This window comes from Cellulosimicrobium composti (genome assembly GCF_010287905.1).
Classification (GTDB): domain Bacteria; phylum Actinomycetota; class Actinomycetes; order Actinomycetales; family Cellulomonadaceae; genus Cellulosimicrobium; species Cellulosimicrobium composti.
This window is the reverse complement of the sequence record NZ_JAAFAN010000075.1, coordinates 1-18004: the sequence shown is the minus strand read 5'-3', so window position 1 is coordinate 18004 and position 18004 is coordinate 1. Positions and strand designations below refer to the sequence as shown.

The following is an 18004-nucleotide window of genomic DNA, read 5'->3' as shown; positions in this document are numbered from 1 at the left end:
GGGTGGGAGAGTAGGACGCCGCCGGACAACCCTTCACCGAAGGCCCACCCCACACGGGGTGGGCCTTCGGCATTTCCACGACCAGGCACCTCGCCGCTGTCCCTGCCCGCGCCCCGGCTGCGTCCGTGACGCCGGCTGACCGGACCGCCGAGACCGTCGCGTCCGGCCGGCGGTCGCGCGCGCGTGGGCCGGGTGCCGCCCCCACTAGAATGGCGAGCATGTCCACCATCTCCCGTGACGAGGTCGCGCGCGTCGCCGCGCTGGCCCGCATCGATCTGCGACCCGAGGAGCTGGACCGGCTCTCCGGCGAGCTCGACGTCATCGTCGACGCCATCGCCAAGGTCAGCGAGGTCGCGACGCCCGACGTCCCTGCGACGAGCCACCCCCTCCCGATGACGAACGTCTTCCGCGACGACGTGCCCGAGCCGGCCCTGCCCGTGGAGGACGTCCTCGCGGCCGCGCCGTCGGCGGAGGACGGGCGCTTCGCCGTCCCGCAGATCCTCGGGGAGGAGTGAGATGACCCAGGACCTCACGCGCCTCAGCGCGTCCGAGCTCGCCGACGGCCTCGCGGCCCGCGAGTTCACCAGCGTCGACGCCACCCAGGCGCACCTCGACCGGATCGCCGCCGTCGACGGCGCCGTCAACGCCTTCCTCCACGTGAACGCCGACGAGGCGCTGGCCACCGCGCGCTCCGTCGACGAGCGCCGTGCCGCGGGCGAGTCGCTGCACCGGCTCGCGGGCGTCCCCATCGCCGTCAAGGACGTCGTCGTCACCAAGGGCATGCCGACCACGGCCGGCTCGAAGATCCTCGAGGGCTGGATCCCGCCCTACGACGCCACGCTCGTCGAGAAGATCCGTGCCGCCGGGCTGCCCATCCTCGGCAAGACGAACATGGACGAGTTCGCCATGGGGTCGTCGACCGAGCACTCCGCGTTCGGCAACACCCGCAACCCGTGGGACCTCGACCGCATCCCCGGCGGCTCGGGCGGCGGGTCCGCCGCGGCCGTCGCGGCGTTCGAGGCTCCGCTCGCGATCGGCACCGACACCGGCGGCTCGATCCGTCAGCCCGGCGCCGTCACCGGCACCGTCGGCGTGAAGCCGACGTACGGCGGCGTCTCGCGCTACGGCCTCATCGCCATGGCGTCGTCGCTCGACCAGGCGGGCCCCGTGACGCGCACCGTGCTCGACTCGGCGCTCCTCCACGAGCTCATCGGCGGGTACGACCCGCGCGACTCGACGTCGATCCCGGGCCGTGCGCCCGCGCTCGTCGACGCCGCGGTGCAGGGCGCCGGCGGCGACCTGACCGGCCTGCGCGTCGGCGTCGTCAAGGAGCTCAGCGGCGAGGGCTACCAGGAGGGCGTGAGCGCGCGCTTCGCGCAGTCCCTCGACCTCCTGCGCGGCCTGGGCGCCGAGGTCGTCGAGGTCTCGTGCCCCCACTTCGAGTACGCCCTCGGCGCGTACTACCTCATCATGCCGTCGGAGGCGTCGAGCAACCTCGCGAAGTTCGACGGCATGCGGTTCGGCCTGCGCGTCGAGCCCGAGGAGGGTCCCGTCACCGCCGAGCGCGTCATGGCCGCCACGCGCGGCGCGGGCTTCGGCGACGAGGTCAAGCGCCGCGTCATCCTCGGCACCTACGCGCTGTCCGCGGGCTACTACGACGCGTACTACGGCAGCGCGCAGAAGGTGCGCACGCTGATCCAGCGCGACTTCGCTGCGGCGTTCGAGCAGGCGGACGTCCTCGTGTCCCCGACGGCGCCGACCACGGCGTTCCGGTTCGGCGAGAAGCTCGACGACCCGCTCGCGATGTACCTCAACGACGTCGCGACCATCCCCGCGAACCTCGCGGGCGTCCCGGGGATGTCGGTGCCGTCGGGCCTGTCGGACGACGGCCTGCCCGTCGGCTTCCAGATCCTCGCGCCGGCCAAGGCCGACGACCGCATGTACCGGGTGGGCGCCGCGCTCGAGTCCGCGCTCCTGAGCACGTGGGGCGGGCCGCTGCTCGACCGCGCGCCGGCGCTGCCCACGGCCACGACCGAGCTGGAGGGCTGACCCGATGACCGCCACGACCGTCGACCTCGTCGACTACGCCGACGCCACGCGCCGCTACGACCCCGTCATCGGGATCGAGGTGCACGTCGAGCTGGGCACGCTGACCAAGATGTTCTGCGCCGCCGAGGTGAGCTTCGGCGCGGAGCCGAACACCCAGGTGACCCCGGTCTCGCTGGGCCTGCCGGGCGCGCTGCCCGTCGTCAACGGCAAGGCCGTCGAGTACGCGATCCGCATCGGCCTCGCGCTCAACTGCCAGATCGCCGAGACCTGCCGCTTCGCGCGCAAGAACTACTTCTACCCGGACGTCCCGAAGAACTTCCAGACGTCGCAGTACGACGAGCCCATCGCGTACGACGGGTGGATCGACGTCGAGCTCGAGGACGGCACGGTGTTCCGCGTCGAGATCGAGCGCGCGCACATGGAGGAGGACGCGGGCAAGAACACCCACGTCGGCGGCGCCACCGGGCGCATCCACGGCGCGGAGTACTCGCTCGTCGACTACAACCGGGCGGGCATCCCGCTCGTGGAGATCGTCACGCGGCCGATCACGGGCGCGGGGGACCGCGCGCCGGAGGTCGCGCGCGCGTACGTGCAGACGCTGCGCGACATCTTCCGCGCGCTCGACGTCTCGGAGGCCCGGATGGAGCGCGGCAACGTCCGCGCCGACGTGAACCTGTCGCTGCGCCCCACGCCCGAGTCGCCGCTCGGCACGCGCACCGAGACGAAGAACGTCAACTCGTTCCGCTCGGTCGAGCGGGCCGTGCGCTACGAGATCTCGCGCCAGGCCGCCGTGCTCGACGCCGGTGGCACCATCGTCCAGGAGACGCGGCACTGGCACGAGGACACCGGCATCACGACGTCGGGCCGCGTGAAGTCCGACGCCGAGGACTACCGGTACTTCCCGGAGCCCGACCTCGTCCCGATCGCGCCCCCGCGCGAGTGGATCGACGAGATCCGTGCGGGCCTGCCCGAGCTGCCGGTCGCGCGTCGTCGCCGCCTGCAGGGCGAGTGGGGCTACGCCGACGCGGAGATGCGTGACGTCGTCAACGCGGGGGCGATCGACCTCATCGAGGCGACCGTCGCCGCGGGCACGAGCCCGGCCGGCGCCCGCAAGTGGTGGATGGGCGAGCTCGCGCGTCGTGCGAAGCAGGACGAGGTCACGCTCGAGGAGCTCAGCGTCACGCCCGCACAGATCGCCGAGCTCCAGGGGCTCGTCGACTCGGGCCGCATCAACGACAAGCTCGCGCGCCAGGTGCTCGAGGGCGTGCTCGCGGGCGAGGGCGACCCCGAGCAGGTCGTCACGGCGCGCGGGCTCGAGGTCGTCTCCGACGACGGTGCGCTGCTCGCCGCGATCGACGAGGCGCTGGCCGCGCAGCCCGACGTGGTCGAGAAGGTCCGGGGCGGCAACCTCGGGCCGGTCGGTGCCATCATCGGCGCGGTCATGAAGGCGACGCGCGGCCAGGCGGACGCCGGTCGTGTGCGCGAGCTCATCCTCGAGCGGATCGGCTGACGCGGTGACGCGCGGACCGGTCCTGCTCGGCGAGATGGTGCGCCTGCGCCCGATCGAGGCGCGGGACGCCGACCGCATGTGGGAGTCGCTGCAGGACCCGGAGTCGAACCGGCTCACGGGGACGACGGCGACGTTCACGCGCGAGCAGGTCGACGAGTGGTCGGCGACGGTCAGCGACCGCGAGGGCCGGTTCGACTGGGCGATCACGCCCGGTGCCGTGCGCGACGGGCAGCAGGTCAGCGACGAGATGATCGGCGAGATCGTGCTCAACGACCTCGACGAGGACGCGCGCTCCGCGAACCTGCGTCTCGCGCTGCTCCCGAACTACCGGGGGCGGGGCTACGGGCGCGAGGCGATCTTCGAGGTGCTGCGCTTCGCGTTCGACGGCGCGACCGACGTGGACGGCGTGCGGCACGAGGGGCCGCACCTGCACCGGGTGAGCCTCGACGTGCTGAGCATCAACCCGCGGGCGCGCATGCTCTACGAGTCCCTCGGGTTCCGCGAGGAGGGCCGCCTGCGCGACGTCTACCGCGACGGCGACGGGTGGGCCGACGCGACGGTCATGAGCATCCTCGAGGACGAGTTCCGCGCGGGCCTCGGTGCCCCCTGACGCACGGCGCGTCGTCGTCCGCGAGGCGTGGACGAGTCGCGTGACGAGCACACCCCCCACGACGGGCCCGGCAGCACCTGCTGCCGGGCCCGTCGTCGTTCCCGGCGGGGCCAGGACGTGCGGTCCGGCCGCCGGGGGAGGGCCGTGGTTGACATCACCCGGCGCGCGACGTACATTCATAAGACGGAAAGGAACTTCCGTGATGTGGAACCGGCAGGGTCGCCGGCAGGGTGACCGGCCCGACGTCGAGAGGGACACGCAGCGATGACGCTGGACGAGTTCAACCGGTTGCCCCCGGAGCAGGCGCGCGAGGCGCTCCTCGCGTGCGCGCACGTCGGGCGCTGGGCGGACGAGGTCACGGCCGGCCGGCCGTACGCGAGCGTCGAGGACGCGGCGCGGGCCGCGCTCGACGCGGCGGACCCCTGGACGGACGAGGAGGTCGACGCCGCGCTGGCGCGTCACCCCCGGATCGGGGAGCGCGCCCGGGGGGAGTCGGCGGACGCGAGCATGTCGCGCTCCGAGCAGGCCGGCGTCGACACGTCCGACGACGACGTGACGCGCCGCCTCGCCGAGGGCAACCGCGCGTACGAGGAGCGGTTCGGGCACGTGTTCCTCATCCGGGCCGCCGGGCGCAGCGCCGAGGAGATCCTCGAGCAGCTCACCGAGCGGCTGGGCAACGACGCCGAGACCGAGCGGGCCAACGCGGCCCGCAACCTGCGCGAGATCGCCGCGCTGCGGCTGAAGGGAATGCTGAGCGCATGAGCACCCACGCCAGCCACATCACCACGCACGTACTCGACGCGGCCAGCGGTAGGCCCGCCGAGGGGATCACCGTCCGCCTCGAGGCGGCTCCGGGGATCGCGGAGGGGACGACGGGGCAGGGCTGGTCCCTGGTGGCGTCCTCCCGCACGAACGACGACGGTCGCGTGCCCGAGCTCGGGCCCGAGACCCTCGTCCCCGGTACGTACCGGCTCGTGTTCGACACGGCCGAGTACTTCGACCGGCGAGACACCGTGTCCTTCTACCCGGAGGTCGTCATCGTCTTCCGGGTGGCGAGCGCGGAGCAGCACTACCACGTCCCCGTCCTGCTCAGCCCGTTCGCCTACTCGACCTATCGAGGGAGCTGACATGAGCGAGACCCTGACCACGACGAGCGCCGAGCAGACGGCGGCCACGCAGAGCAGCGGGGCGATCGTCCTCGGGGACAACCAGTGGGGCAAGGCGGAGGTGCGCCTCGTGCGCGTCGACCGTGCGACGCCGCGCCACGAGATCACGGACCTCAACGTGTCCTCGCAGCTGCGCGGCGGCCAGGAGGCCACCCACCTGGAGGGCGACAACTCGAAGTGCGTCGCGACCGACACCCAGAAGAACACGATCTACGCGTTCGCCCGTGACGGCGTCGGCGCGATCGAGGACTTCGCGATCCGCCTCGGCCGGCACTTCGTCGAGGACTTCGAGTGGATCGAGGGCGGCCGCTGGGAGATCGAGCAGTACTCCTGGAACCGCATCGAGACGGCGGACGGCGAGCACGACCACGCGTTCGTCCGGAACAACCAGGAGACCCGCACGACGGTCGTCCAGCGCGACGGCGACGAGGTGTTCGTCGTCTCGGGCCTCACGGACCTCGTCGTCCTCAAGTCGACGGGCTCGGAGTTCCACGGCTTCCCGCGCGACCGGTACACGACGCTCGTCGAGACGAACGACCGGATCCTCGCGACGTCCGTGACGTCGCGGTGGCGCTACACGACGACGGACGTCGACTTCGACGCCGTGTACGCGAAGGTGCGGGCGATCCAGCTCGAGGCGTTCGCGACGACGCACTCGCTCGCGCTGCAGCAGACGCTGTTCGCGATGGGCAAGGCCGTCCTCGAGGCCGTCCCGGAGATCGCCGAGATCAAGTTCTCGATGCCGAACAAGCACCACTTCCTCGTGGACCTGGCGCCGTTCGGCCTCGACAACCCGAACGAGGTCTTCTACGCGGCGGACCGCCCGTACGGCCTCATCGAGGCCACCGTCCAGCGCGAGGGCGTGCCGGCCGAGCCGCGCGCCTGGGCCACGGTCACCGGGTTCTGCTGAGCCGACCGTGACGGACGGACGCGCCCTGCCCGACCGCGGAGCCCCCGCGGCCCGGCAGGGCGCGCCCGCCTCACGGCGCGGCGGTGATGAGCTCGCGCGTGAGCTCGCCCGCCACCCGGTGCAGCACCGGCACGGCGCGCTCGCCGAACTCGTACGTCACGCGGGCCGCGGGGCCCGAGACGGACAGGGCCGTGGGGGTCGGCGCGTCGGGCACCGCGACGGCGAAGCAGCGCACGCCGAGCTCCTGCTCACCGTCGTCGATCGCGTACCCGCGCTCGCGGGTCGCGGCGAGCTCCGCGAGGAGCGTGTCGACGTCGGTGATCGACTGGTCCGTCGCGGGCGGCATGCCGACGCGGCCCATGATCTCGCGCACCGTCTGGTCGGGGAGCTGGGCGAGCACCGCCTTGCCGACGCCCGTGCAGTGCGTGTAGACGCGCCGGCCGACCTCGGTGAACATCCGCATCGAGTGGCTCGACGAGGCCTGGGCGACGTAGACCGCCATGTCGCGGTCGATCATCGCGAGGTTCGCCGACTCGCCGAGGTCGTGCGCGAGCCGCTCGAGGTAGGGGCGGGCACCGGCGCCGAGCTGGCGCCCGGCGGACTCGCCGAGCCGGATGAGGCGCGGGCCGAGCGTGTAGCGCCGCGACGGCGTCTGGCGCACGTACCCCTGGGCGAGCAGCGTCCGCAGCAGCCGGTGGATCGTCGGCAGCGGCAGTCCCGCGCTCTGCGCGAGCTCGCTGAGGCCGGACTCGCCGCCGAAGTCGGCCAGCAGCTCGAGCAGCTCGATCGCCCGGTCCACGGACTGCACACCGCCGGCCGGCTTGGCAGGCCGCGTGGGCGTGGTCTCCGCCGGCTCCGTCGCCGCCGAGGTCTCGGCCATCTCACCATCTCCTGTCCACCAGGCGCCGCCCGAGGACGGGCGCGCCTCGCCTGAGCAGTGCGGGACCGTCCCGCGCTCCCTTCCGCATCACGGAAGACACGCATCAGCATACGAGAAGAAGGAACGAACATGACGTCCGAGTCGAACGCCCCGGAGACGCAGGCCCCGACGGCGAAGGCCGCCGCCACCAGCCCGAGCTACTCCATCACGCTGCGCGTCGAGGCGCCGAGCGGGCACCGCACGGCGAGCGACCTCGTCGCGACCGTGAGCGCCACGGGCGCCGCGATCACCGGCGTCGACGTCTCGGAGTCGGGGGCGGACCGCCTCGTCGTCGACATCACGGCCGACACGGTGGACGCCGCGCACGTGGAGCGCATCCGCGACGCGCTGAGCGCGCTCGACGGCATCTCGGTGCGGCACGTGAGCGACGCGACGTTCCTCATGCACCTCGGCGGCAAGCTCGAGGTCAACCCCAAGGTGCCGCTGCGCCACCGCGCGGACCTCGCCCGCGCGTACACGCCGGGCGTGGCGCGCGTGTGCCTCGCGATCGCGGAGCGCCCCGAGGACGCGCGCCGGCTCACGGTGAAGCGCAACACGGTCGCGGTCGTCACCGACGGGACGGCCGTGCTCGGCCTGGGCGACATCGGCCCCGCCGCCGCGCTCCCGGTCATGGAGGGCAAGGCCGCGCTGTTCAAGCAGTTCGCGGGCGTCGACGCGTGGCCCGTGTGCCTCGACACGACCGACACCGAGGAGATCATCCGCACGGTCAAGGCGATCGCGCCCGTCTACGGCGGGATCAACCTCGAGGACATCTCGGCGCCGCGCTGCTTCGAGATCGAGCGCCGGCTGCGCGAGGAGCTCGACATCCCCGTGTTCCACGACGACCAGCACGGGACGGCGATCGTCGTGCTGGCCGCGCTGACGAACGCGCTGCGCGTCGTCGGCAAGCAGATCGAGGACGTGCGGATCGTCGTCTCGGGCGTGGGCGCGGCCGGCAACGCGATCATCTCCCTGCTCCAGGGCCAGGGCGCGCGCCACATCGTCGCGTTCGACCGCCACGGCGCGATCCACCCGGGCGCGAACCTCACCGACGACCACCGCCGGCGCCTCGCCGAGACGACGAACGCCGAGGGCTTCACGGGCACGCTGCGCGAGGGCCTCGCCGGAGCCGACGTGTTCGTCGGCGTCTCCGGCCCCAACATCCTCACGGGCGACGACGTCGCGACGATGGCGGACGACGCGATCGTCTTCGCGCTCGCGAACCCGACGCCCGAGGTCGACCCCATCGCCGCCGCCCAGCACGCGACCGTCGTCGCGACCGGGCGCAGCGACTACCCGAACCAGATCAACAACGTGCTCGCGTTCCCGGGCCTCTTCCGCGGGCTGCTCGACGTCGGCGCGAGCGAGATCACCGACGAGATGCTGCGCGCCGCGGCCGTCGCGATCGCCGACGCCGTCGCGCCCGAGGAGCTCAGCGCGAGCTACATCGTGCCGAGCGTGTTCGAGCCCGCGGTCTCCAAGGCCGTCGCGCGCGCCGTCGCCGAGGTCGCGGAGCGCTCGCGCGCGGAGCAGGCTCAGGGGAGCACCACCCCGGGCCACCACGTCGGGTCGGCGCCCCGGGCCTGACGCCCCCGCCGTCAGCCCCTGGACCCCCGCAGAAAGGACACACCCACCATGACCACCACCACGGCCGTCACCGTCCACGGCCCCGCCGTCGAGCGCGCGGACGAGATCCTCACGCCCGACGCGCTCGAGTTCGTCGCGGACCTGCAGCGCCGGTTCGGCGCGCGGCGCGACGAGCTCCTCGCCGCGCGGGCCGCGCGACGCGAGGAGGTCGCGCGCACGGGCCGCCTCGACTTCCTGCCCGAGACCGCGGACGTGCGCGCGGGGGAGTGGACGGTCGCGGGCGCGCCCGCCGACCTCCAGGACCGCCGCGTCGAGATCACCGGGCCACCCACGCCGAAGATGGCGATCAACGCCCTCAACTCGGGCGCGAAGGTTTGGCTCGCGGACCTCGAGGACGCGTCGACCCCCCACTGGAGCAACGTCGTCGGCGGGCAGGTCGCCCTCCACGACGCCACGCGGCGCACGCTCGCGTTCACGTCGCCCGAGGGCAAGCAGTACGCGCTGCGGCCCGAGACGGACGGCGAGCCGCTCGCGGTCATGGTCGTGCGCCCGCGCGGGTGGCACTTCGACGAGGTGCACCTCACCGTGGACGGGACGCCCGCCGTCGGCGCGCTCGTCGACTTCGGGCTGCACTTCTTCCACAACGCGGCGGAGCTGCTCGCGCGCGGGTCCGGCCCGTACTACTACCTGCCGAAGATGGAGTCGCATCTCGAGGCGCGCCTGTGGGACGAGGTCTTCACGCACGCCGAGCAGGCGCTCGGGATCCCGCACGGGACGATCCGCGCGACGGTCCTCATCGAGACGATCCCCGCCGCGTTCGAGATGGACGAGATCCTCTACGAGCTGCGCGACCACGCGTCGGGCCTCAACGCGGGCCGCTGGGACTACCTGTTCTCGATGATCAAGTACTTCCGCGACTCCGGGCCGTCGTTCACGCTGCCCGACCGCGGCGCCATCACGATGACCGCGCCGTTCATGCGGGCGTACACCGAGCTGCTCGTGCAGACGTGCCACAGGCGCGGCGCGTTCGCGATGGGCGGCATGGCGGCCGTCATCCCGAACCGGCGCGAGCCCGAGGTCACGGCGCAGGCCTTCGAGAAGGTGCGCGCGGACAAGCAGCGCGAGGCCGGCGACGGCTTCGACGGCTCGTGGGTCGCGCACCCGGACCTCGTGCCGGTGTGCCGCGAGGTGTTCGACGCCGTGCTCGGCGAGCGCCCCAACCAGCTCGACAAGCAGCGCCCGGACGTGCACGTCACGGCCGACCGGCTCCTCGACGTCGCCTCCGCGCAGGGCGACGTGACCGAGGCCGGGCTGCGCAACAACCTCTACGTGTCCGTCGCGTACGTCGCGGCGTGGCTCGCGGGCAACGGCGCGGTCGCGATCCACAACCTCATGGAGGACGCGGCCACGGCCGAGATCTCGCGCTCGCAGGTGTGGCAGTGGGTCCGCTCGGGCGCGACGTTCACGGCGGGCGAGAACGCGGGCACGCCGATCACCGCCGACCTCGTCCGCGCGCTCCTGCGCGAGGAGACCGCCCGGCTGCGCGACGACGTCGGGCACGAGGCGTACGACGCCGGCCCGTACGCGCGGGCGGCCGCGCTCGTCGAGGACATCGCCCTCACCGAGCACTACGTCGACTTCCTCACGCTCCCCGCGTACGAGGACGTCGTCGCGCACGAGCAGGACGCGTCCTCATGACGGCCGCACCCGGCGCCGGGCGCGCGCTCGGCTTCGACGAGGACGGCGTCGCGGCGCTGCACGCGACGCTCGACGGCCTGCTCGCCCCGTGGGACGCGGAGCTCGAGGCGCGGTACCCGGGCGACGACGGCTCGCGCCAGCCCGTCCACACCGTGTACGTGCCGGGCGACCGGTACACCGCGGGTCTCGCGCCCGAGTGGGCCGCGCGGGCGCGCGAGGCGGTCGACGCGGCGGGCGGCGGCACCGACGGGGTGCGCCGGCTCGTCGACCTGCTCGGCGTGGGCGGAGGCCCGGTGGGCGACCTCGCCGACGCGGTGGCCGAGCGCGTGCGCGCCAAGCTCGCCGTCGAGGCGATCGAGGACCTGCGCATCGACTTCGAGGACGGGTTCGGCGACCGCGGCGACGCGGCCGAGGACGCCGCGGTCACGGCCGCGGCGCGCGAGCTCGCCCGGGCCGAGGCGCAGGGCACCGCGACGCCGTTCTCCGGCATCCGGATCAAGTGCCTCGAGGCCGCCACGCGGCGGCGCGGCGTCCGCACGCTCGCACTGTTCGTGGCCGAGCTCGTCGCGGCGCGCGCCGCGCTCCTCGGCGCGGATGCGACCGCGGGCCTCCCGGACGGCTTCGTGGTCACGCTCGCCAAGGTCACGGCGCCGGAGCAGGTCGAGGCGATGGCGGTCGCGTGCGAGCGCGTCGAGGACGCGAACGGTCTGGAGCGGGGGAGCCTGCGGTTCGAGGTGCAGGTCGAGACGCCGCAGGCCCTGCTCGCGGCGGACGGCACCGCGACCGTCGCCCGCCTCGTGCACGCGGCCCCCGGCCGCGTGACCGCGCTCCACTACGGCACGTACGACTACTCGGCATCGCTCGGGATCGCCGCGGCGTACCAGTCGATGGAGCACCCCGCGGCCGACCACGCGAAGGCGGTCATGCAGCTCGCGGTCGCGGGCACGGGCGTGCGCCTGTCGGACGGCTCGACGAACGTGCTCCCGGTCGGCGACCCGCAGGCCGTCGACGCGGCGTGGCGCCTGCACGGCCGGCTCGTGCGCCGCTCGCTCGAGCGCGGCTACTACCAGGGCTGGGACCTGCACCCCGCGCAGCTCCCGAGCCGCTTCGCGGCGACGTACGCGTTCTACCGCGAGGGCGCCGCGTCGGCGCTCGCGCGCCTGGCCGCGTACGTCGGGTTCGTGCCCGACGCCGGCGGCGTGCTCGACGAGCCGGCGACCGCCAAGGCGATGGCCTGGTTCCTCGGGCGCGGCGTCGACTGCGGCGCGCTCACCGAGGCCGAGGTCCGTGCCGCGACCGGCCTCGACCGCGCCGGGCTCGACGCCGTCCGCGTCTCGGGCCACGCCCCGCAGCCCGTCGCAGGCTGAGCCCGCGCCCTCCCCACCTTCCCCGCCGGGGCACCGACCGCCGTCGGCCCGGCCCCGACCTCCAGGAGTGAACCGATGACCCAGACCACCCCCTACTACACCCCGCAGGGTGGCCTGCCCGGCCAGACCGAGCTGCTCACCGACCGCGCCATCGTCACCGAGGCGTACACGGTCATCCCGCGCGGCGTGCTCCGCGACATCGTCACGAGCAACCTGCCCGGCTGGGAGAAGACCCGGCTGTGGGTGCTCGCGCGGCCGATCGAGGGCTTCGCGACGACGTTCGCGCAGTACGTCATGGAGGTCTCGCCCGGCGGCGGGTCGGACCAGGGCGAGGACGAGGAGACCGTGCAGTCCGTCGTCTTCGTCACCGAGGGCACGCTCGTGCTCACGCTCGCCGGTGTCGAGCACGTGCTCGAGCCGGGCGGGTACGCGTACCTGGCGGCGGGGGAGCGGTGGGCGCTGCACAACCGCTCGGACGCGAAGGCCGCGTTCCAGTGGATCCGCAAGGTGTACGAGCCGATCCCGGGCCACACCGCGACGTCGTTCGTCACGCGCGAGCAGGACGTCGAGCCGCGCGCGATGCCGGACACGGACGGCGTCTGGGTGACGACGCGGTTCGTCGACCCCGACGACCTCGCGCACGACATGCACGTCAACATCGTGACGTTCCAGCCCGGCGGGTCCATCCCGTTCGCGGAGACGCACATCATGGAGCACGGCCTCTACGTGCTCGAGGGCAAGGCGGTCTACCGCCTCAACGGCGACTGGGTCGAGGTCCAGGAGGGCGACTTCATGTGGCTCCGGGCGTTCTGCCCGCAGGCCTGCTACGCGGGCGGGCCCAAGCCGTTCCGCTACCTGCTGTACAAGGACGTCAACCGGCAGATCAAGCTCGACCGACGGCGCTGACGACCCGGGTAGGGGGCGCCCGGAGGCCCGGTCCCGCGTGCGGGACCGGGCCTTCGTCGTGCCGGTGGCCGGGCGGCGCGCGCGCCCGACTGTTGACGCGTCGTCGCGAGCGTGCCTACACTTCCATAAAGCAGAAGAAAAGTTCCGCAGAATGGAATCGCAAGGCAGCGAGACGCGGACGACCGAGGGAGAGACGATGAGCCCCGCACCGACGTACACCGTGAACTGCTCGATCCTGCTCACCGACCTGCCGCTGCTCGAGCGCCCGGCCGCCGCGGCCGCCGCGGGCTTCCGCGGCGTGGAGTTCTGGTGGCCGTTCGCGTCGTCCACGCCGGCGCGCGACGAGGTGGACGCGTTCGTCGGGGCGATCGAGGCCGCGGGCGTGCAGCTCACGGGGCTCAACTTCGACGCCGGGAACATGCCGGGCGGCGACCGCGGCCTCGTGTCGTGGCCCGCGCGCTCGGCCGACCTGCGCGCCAACCTCGACGTCGTCACCGCGATCGGCGAGCGCACCGGCTGCCGGGCGTTCAACGCCTTGTACGGCAACCGCCAGGAGGACGCGACGCCCGAGGAGCAGGACGCGCTCGGCGCCGAGAACCTCGCGCTCGCGGCCCGCGCGGTCGCCCGCATCGGCGGCACGGTGCTCGTCGAGCCCGTGAGCGGCGCGCCGGCCTACCCGCTGAAGACCGCCGCCGACGCCGTGCGCGTCATCGACCGGGTCGCCGCCGACCACGGCGAGACGAACCTCGGCCTCCTGCTCGACGTCTACCACCTGGCCGTCAACGGCGACGACGTCGACCAGGCGCTCTCGACGTACCGCGACCGCGTCGCGCACGTGCAGGTCGCGGACGCCCCCGGGCGCGGCGAGCCCGGCACGGGCGACCTGCCCATCGACCGCTGGACCAAGGACCTGCGCGCCGGCGGCTACGACGGCTGGATCGGCCTCGAGTACAAGACCGACGCCGCCGACCCGTTCGCGTGGCTCCCCGCCTCCGAGCGCTGACGCACCCGCGGCCCCGCCGGCCGCCACCGACCACCGACCCGCACCACCCCGAGGAGCACACCATGGCCTCCATCGCCTTCATCGGACTCGGCATCATGGGCAGCCCCATGGCCGTCCACCTGCAGAACGCCGGCCACGACGTCGCGGGCTACAACCGCAGCCCCGAGAAGACCCGGCCTCTCGTCGAGGCGGGCGGCCGCGCGGCCGAGTCCGTCGCCGACGCCGTCTCGGGCGCCGACGTCGTGGCGATCATGGTCCCCGACTCGCCCGACGTCGAGGCCGTCCTCACCGGCGAGGACGGCGTGCTCGCCAACGCCAAGCCGGGCGCGCTCGTCATCGACTTCTCCTCGATCCGCCCCGACGTCACCGTCGCGCTCGCACGCCAGGCGACGGAGGCCGGCCTGCGCATCGTGGACGCCCCCGTCTCCGGCGGCGAGCCCGGGGCGATCAACGCCGCCCTGTCGATCATGGTCGGCGGCACGACCGAGGACTTCGAGGCCGCCAAGCCGTTCCTTGACGTCGTCGGCAAGACGGTCGTGCACGTGGGCCCGAACGGCTCCGGCCAGACCGTCAAGGCCGCGAACCAGCTCATCGTCGCCGCGAACATCCAGGCGCTCGCGGAGGCCATCGTGTTCCTCGAGGCGTACGGCGTCGACACCGACGCCGCGGTCCAGGTGCTCGGGGGCGGGCTCGCGGGCTCGGCCGTGCTGAACCAGAAGGCGCGCAAGATGCTCGACCGCGACTTCGGCCCCGGCTTCCGCATCGAGCTCCACCACAAGGACCTCGGCATCGTCACCGCCGCGGCCCGCGAGGCGGGCGTCGTCGCGCCGCTCGGCGGGCTCGTCGCCCAGCTCATGGCGTCCGCGCGCGCGAACGGCGACGGCGGCCTCGACCACTCCGGCCTCTTCCGCGGCGTCGAGCGGCTCTCCGGCCGCGACGGCTCCTGACTCCCTGACGACGACGTCACTCCAGCAAGGAGAGAAACCATGCCTCGAATGCGTGCGGTGGACGCCGCCGTGGCGATCCTCGAGATCGAGGGCGCGACCCAGGCCTTCGGCCTGCCCGGCGCCGCCATCAACCCCTTCTACTCCGCGATGCGCGCCCACGGCGGCATCGACCACGTGCTCGCCCGCCACGTCGAGGGCGCGTCGCACATGGCCGACGGCTACTCCCGTGCCAAGCCGGGGAACATCGGCATCTGCATCGGCACGTCGGGCCCCGCGGGCACCGACATGATCACCGGCCTCTACGCCGCGTGGGCCGACTCGATCCCGATGGTCTGCATCACGGGCCAGGCGCCGGTCGCCAAGCTCGACAAGGAGGACTTCCAGGCCGTCGACATCGCGAGCATCGCCGCACCGGTGACGAAGATGGCCAAGACCGTCCTCGAGGCCGGCCAGGTGCCGCAGGTCTTCCAGCAGGCGTTCCACCTCATGCGCTCGGGACGACCGGGCCCGGTGCTCATCGACCTGCCGATCGACGTGCAGCTCGCGGAGATCGAGTTCGACCCGGCGACGTACCAGCCGCTGCCCGTGCACCGCCCGACGGCGACGCGCGCGCAGGCCGAGAAGGCGATCGACATGCTGCTCGCCGCCGAGCGCCCGCTGCTCATCGCGGGCGGCGGCATCGTCAACGCGGGCGGCGAGGACCTGCTCGTCGAGCTCGCCGAGACGCTCGGCGTGCCCGTGGTCCCGACCCTCATGGGCTGGGGCGTCATCCCCGACGACCACGCGCTCATGGCCGGCATGGCAGGCCTGCAGACGTCGCACCGCTACGGCAACGCGAACCTGCTCGCGTCCGACTTCGTGCTCGGGATCGGCAACCGGTGGGCCAACCGCCACACCGGTGGGCTGGACACGTACCGCGCGGGACGCACGTTCGTCCACGTGGACATCGAGCCGACGCAGATCGGGCGCGTGTTCGCGCCCGACTACGGCATCGTCTCCGACGCGCGGGCCGCCCTCGAGCTGTTCGTCGAGGTCGCGCGCGAGCGTCGCGACGCCGGCCGGGCGCGCGACTACTCCGGCTGGGCCGCCGAGTGCGCCGAGCGCAAGCGCACGCTGCAGCGCAAGACCCACTTCACCGAGACCCCCATCAAGCCGCAGCGCGTGTACGAGGAGATGAACAAGGCGTTCGGACCCGAGACGCGCTACGTCACGACGATCGGGCTCTCGCAGATCGCCGGTGCGCAGTTCCTCCACGTGTACAGGCCGCGGCACTGGATCAACGCGGGTCAGGCGGGGCCGCTCGGCTGGACGGGCCCGGCGGCGCTCGGCGTCGCGAAGGCCGCCCCCGACGAGCCGGTCGTCGCGCTCTCCGGCGACTACGACTTCCAGTTCATGATCGAGGAGCTCGCGGTCGGCGCGCAGTTCAACCTGCCGTACGTGCACGTCGTCGTGAACAACTCCTACCTCGGCCTCATCCGCCAGTCGCAGCGTGCGTTCGACATGGACTACCACGTGCAGCTCTCGTTCGAGAACGTGAACTCGCCGGAGATGAACGGGTACGGCGTCGACCACGTCAAGGTCGCCGAGGGGCTGGGCTGCAAGGCGATCCGCGTGACCGACCCCGAGGAGCTCGGCGACGCGTTCGCCAAGGCGCAGGGCATGGCCGCCGAGTTCCGCGTGCCCGTCGTGGTCGAGGTCATCCTCGAGCGCGTGACGAACATCGCGATGGGCGTCGAGCTCACGGGCGTCAACGAGTTCGAGGACCTCGCGATCTCGGCCGAGGACGCCCCCACCGCGACCGCGCTGCTCGACTGAGCGCACGGTGGAGACCACGCACGAGGGAGGCACGATGAGCGCGGAGACCGGCGGTCGGGCGCACGAGTACGACCTCGTCGTGCGCGGCGAGCGCGTGCTCGTCGCGTCCGGCGAGCAGCCCCGCGAGGTCGGGGTCGTCGGGGGAGTGGTCCGGGCGATCGAGCCCCTCGGTGCGGGGCTCGACGGCGCGCGCGTCGTCGAGCTCGCACCGCACCAGGTGCTCGTCCCCGGGCTCGTCGACACGCACGTGCACGTCAACGAGCCGGGGCGCACCGAGTGGGAGGGCTTCGCGTCCGCGACGCGGGCCGCGGCCGCCGGCGGCGTCACGACGATCGTCGACATGCCGCTCAACTCGATCCCGCCGACGGTGGACGTCGAGGCGCTCGAGACCAAGCAGAAGGTCGCGCGCGACCAGGCGTTCGTCGACGTCGGGTTCTGGGGCGGCGCCGTGCCCGGCAACGCGGACGAGCTGCGCCCCCTGTGGGACGCGGGCGTGTTCGGGTTCAAGTGCTTCCTGCTGCACTCGGGCGTCGAGGAGTTCGGGTACCTCGAGCCCGACGAGCTCGAGGCGGACCTGCGCCTGCTCGCGGACTTCGACGGGCTCATGCTCGTGCACGCCGAGGACTCGCGCGCGATCGAGCACGCGCCCACCCCGCACGGCGACCACTACGACGCGTTCCTCGCGTCGCGCCCGCGCGGCGCGGAGAACGTCGCGATCGCCGCCGTCATCGAGGCCGCGCGCTGGACCGGGGCACGTGCGCACGTGCTGCACCTGTCGAGCTCGGACGCGCTGCCCATGATCCGCAGCGCGAAGCGGGAGGGCGTGCGGATCACGGTCGAGACGTGCCCGCACTACCTGGCGCTCGCGGCCGAGGAGATCCCGGACGGCGCGACGCAGTTCAAGTGCTGCCCGCCCATCCGCGAGATCGACAACCGCGAGCTCCTCTGGGAGGGGCTGCTCGACGGGACGATCGACTGCGTCGTCTCGGACCACTCGCCGAGCACGCCCGACCTCAAGGACCTCGACACGGGGGACTTCGGGACGGCGTGGGGCGGCGTGTCGTCGCTCCAGCTCGGGCTGGCGATCGTGTGGACCGAGGCCCGGACGCGGGGCGTGCCGTTCGCGCGCGTCGTCGAGTGGATGTCGTCGCGGCCCGCCCGGATCGCGGGGCTGCAGCGCAAGGGCGCGATCGCGCTCGGTCACGACGCGGACCTCGCGGTCGTCGAGCCGGACACGGCGTTCGTCGTCGACCCGACGGCCCTGCACCACAAGAACCCCGTCACGCCGTACGCCGACCGCGCGCTCTCGGGCGCCGTCGTCGCGACGTACCTGCGCGGCGAGGAGATCACGTTCGACCGGCCCACGGGCCGGCTGCTCGCGCGCGGCGAGGCGTGACGGGCTGAGACTCCCGTGGCCCGCCGCCGGGGGCCGGGGCGGGGGGCCCCCCCGGGGTGGTTTTAACAAAGCCCGGCCCCCCCGCCCGGCGCCGATGGGGGGTGGGGGGGTGAGGGGGTAA

The 18004-nt window shown here is 73.3% G+C and carries 16 protein-coding genes; 15 read left to right on the top strand and 1 reads right to left on the bottom strand.

What is annotated here, in order from left to right; translation table 11 throughout:
- The first annotated feature begins 218 nt into the window (after positions 1 to 218).
- From gatC to pucL, 7 genes are all read left to right on the top strand, one after another.
- Positions 219 to 515 (top strand): Asp-tRNA(Asn)/Glu-tRNA(Gln) amidotransferase subunit GatC, encoded by a 297-nt coding sequence (gene gatC / locus GYH36_RS16810; RefSeq protein WP_162290438.1) that lies wholly within the window; start codon positions 219 to 221, stop codon positions 513 to 515.
- 1 nt (position 516) lies between these two features.
- Positions 517 to 2049 carry an Asp-tRNA(Asn)/Glu-tRNA(Gln) amidotransferase subunit GatA gene (gatA, locus tag GYH36_RS16805; RefSeq protein WP_162290437.1) on the top strand — a complete coding sequence of 511 codons (1533 nt, stop codon included), beginning with the start codon at positions 517 to 519 and terminating at the stop codon, positions 2047 to 2049.
- Between the two features lie 4 nt (positions 2050 to 2053).
- Positions 2054 to 3559 (top strand): Asp-tRNA(Asn)/Glu-tRNA(Gln) amidotransferase subunit GatB, encoded by a 1506-nt coding sequence (gene gatB / locus GYH36_RS16800; RefSeq protein ID WP_162290436.1) that lies wholly within the window; start codon positions 2054 to 2056, stop codon positions 3557 to 3559.
- Positions 3560 to 3563: 4 nt separating this feature from the next.
- Complete coding sequence (locus GYH36_RS16795) at positions 3564 to 4169, top strand: GNAT family N-acetyltransferase (protein ID WP_024842139.1); 606 nt, start codon at positions 3564 to 3566, stop codon at positions 4167 to 4169.
- A gap of 264 nt (positions 4170 to 4433) precedes the next feature.
- On the top strand, positions 4434 to 4931 hold the full coding sequence (uraD, locus tag GYH36_RS16790; RefSeq protein ID WP_115942888.1) for a 2-oxo-4-hydroxy-4-carboxy-5-ureidoimidazoline decarboxylase: 498 nt from the start codon (positions 4434 to 4436) through the stop codon (positions 4929 to 4931).
- A complete protein-coding gene (uraH, locus tag GYH36_RS16785; protein WP_034605512.1) occupies positions 4928 to 5296 on the top strand; it encodes a hydroxyisourate hydrolase in 369 nt (122 codons plus the stop codon). The genes uraD and uraH overlap by 4 nt, the downstream gene beginning before the upstream one ends.
- A 1-nt stretch (position 5297) precedes the next feature.
- Positions 5298 to 6245: a factor-independent urate hydroxylase gene (gene pucL, locus GYH36_RS16780; protein ID WP_162290435.1), complete on the top strand. Its 948-nt coding sequence runs from the start codon at positions 5298 to 5300 to the stop codon at positions 6243 to 6245.
- Positions 6246 to 6315: 70 nt separating this feature from the next.
- Here pucL and GYH36_RS16775 read toward each other — a convergent pair whose 3' ends face one another.
- Positions 6316 to 7125 carry an IclR family transcriptional regulator gene (locus tag GYH36_RS16775; RefSeq protein ID WP_155098999.1) on the bottom strand — a complete coding sequence of 270 codons (810 nt, stop codon included), beginning with the start codon at positions 7123 to 7125 and terminating at the stop codon, positions 6316 to 6318.
- 129 nt (positions 7126 to 7254) lie between these two features.
- On the opposite strand from GYH36_RS16775, the gene GYH36_RS16770 reads away from it, so the two are divergent.
- From GYH36_RS16770 to allB, 8 genes are all read left to right on the top strand, one after another.
- Complete coding sequence (locus tag GYH36_RS16770) at positions 7255 to 8751, top strand: NAD-dependent malic enzyme (RefSeq protein WP_024842134.1); 1497 nt, start codon at positions 7255 to 7257, stop codon at positions 8749 to 8751.
- A 48-nt stretch (positions 8752 to 8799) separates the two neighbouring features.
- On the top strand, positions 8800 to 10449 hold the full coding sequence (aceB, locus tag GYH36_RS16765; RefSeq protein WP_115942884.1) for a malate synthase A: 1650 nt from the start codon (positions 8800 to 8802) through the stop codon (positions 10447 to 10449).
- Positions 10446 to 11816: a DUF6986 family protein gene (locus tag GYH36_RS16760; protein ID WP_162290434.1), complete on the top strand. Its 1371-nt coding sequence runs from the start codon at positions 10446 to 10448 to the stop codon at positions 11814 to 11816. Before aceB ends, GYH36_RS16760 begins: the two co-directional genes overlap by 4 nt.
- A gap of 75 nt (positions 11817 to 11891) precedes the next feature.
- Entirely contained in the window at positions 11892 to 12722 is an 831-nt protein-coding gene (locus GYH36_RS16755) for a bifunctional allantoicase/(S)-ureidoglycine aminohydrolase (protein ID WP_115942882.1), read from the top strand.
- A gap of 196 nt (positions 12723 to 12918) precedes the next feature.
- Positions 12919 to 13725 carry a hydroxypyruvate isomerase family protein gene (locus GYH36_RS16750; protein WP_115942881.1) on the top strand — a complete coding sequence of 269 codons (807 nt, stop codon included), beginning with the start codon at positions 12919 to 12921 and terminating at the stop codon, positions 13723 to 13725.
- 62 nt (positions 13726 to 13787) lie between these two features.
- On the top strand, positions 13788 to 14672 hold the full coding sequence (locus tag GYH36_RS16745; RefSeq protein ID WP_024842129.1) for a 2-hydroxy-3-oxopropionate reductase: 885 nt from the start codon (positions 13788 to 13790) through the stop codon (positions 14670 to 14672).
- A gap of 39 nt (positions 14673 to 14711) precedes the next feature.
- On the top strand, positions 14712 to 16487 hold the full coding sequence (gcl, locus tag GYH36_RS16740) for a glyoxylate carboligase (protein ID WP_162290433.1): 1776 nt from the start codon (positions 14712 to 14714) through the stop codon (positions 16485 to 16487).
- 34 nt (positions 16488 to 16521) lie between these two features.
- Entirely contained in the window at positions 16522 to 17883 is a 1362-nt protein-coding gene (allB, locus tag GYH36_RS16735) for an allantoinase AllB (protein WP_162290432.1), read from the top strand.
- The last annotated feature ends 121 nt before the right edge of the window (positions 17884 to 18004 follow it).

Coding starts and splice junctions, on each gene's coding strand:
- uraD (WP_115942888.1), top strand. CDS start 4,434: ATGACGCTGGACGAGTTCAACCGGTTGCCCCCGGAGCAGGCGCGCGAG.
- allB (WP_162290432.1), top strand. CDS start 16,522: ATGAGCGCGGAGACCGGCGGTCGGGCGCACGAGTACGACCTCGTCGTG.
- gatB (WP_162290436.1), top strand. CDS start 2,054: ATGACCGCCACGACCGTCGACCTCGTCGACTACGCCGACGCCACGCGC.
- GYH36_RS16745 (WP_024842129.1), top strand. CDS start 13,788: ATGGCCTCCATCGCCTTCATCGGACTCGGCATCATGGGCAGCCCCATG.
- GYH36_RS16760 (WP_162290434.1), top strand. CDS start 10,446: ATGACGGCCGCACCCGGCGCCGGGCGCGCGCTCGGCTTCGACGAGGAC.
- GYH36_RS16770 (WP_024842134.1), top strand. CDS start 7,255: ATGACGTCCGAGTCGAACGCCCCGGAGACGCAGGCCCCGACGGCGAAG.
- gatA (WP_162290437.1), top strand. CDS start 517: ATGACCCAGGACCTCACGCGCCTCAGCGCGTCCGAGCTCGCCGACGGC.
- GYH36_RS16755 (WP_115942882.1), top strand. CDS start 11,892: ATGACCCAGACCACCCCCTACTACACCCCGCAGGGTGGCCTGCCCGGC.
- gcl (WP_162290433.1), top strand. CDS start 14,712: ATGCCTCGAATGCGTGCGGTGGACGCCGCCGTGGCGATCCTCGAGATC.
- pucL (WP_162290435.1), top strand. CDS start 5,298: ATGAGCGAGACCCTGACCACGACGAGCGCCGAGCAGACGGCGGCCACG.
- GYH36_RS16775 (WP_155098999.1), bottom strand. CDS start 7,125: ATGGCCGAGACCTCGGCGGCGACGGAGCCGGCGGAGACCACGCCCACG.
- GYH36_RS16750 (WP_115942881.1), top strand. CDS start 12,919: ATGAGCCCCGCACCGACGTACACCGTGAACTGCTCGATCCTGCTCACC.
- gatC (WP_162290438.1), top strand. CDS start 219: ATGTCCACCATCTCCCGTGACGAGGTCGCGCGCGTCGCCGCGCTGGCC.
- aceB (WP_115942884.1), top strand. CDS start 8,800: ATGACCACCACCACGGCCGTCACCGTCCACGGCCCCGCCGTCGAGCGC.
- uraH (WP_034605512.1), top strand. CDS start 4,928: ATGAGCACCCACGCCAGCCACATCACCACGCACGTACTCGACGCGGCC.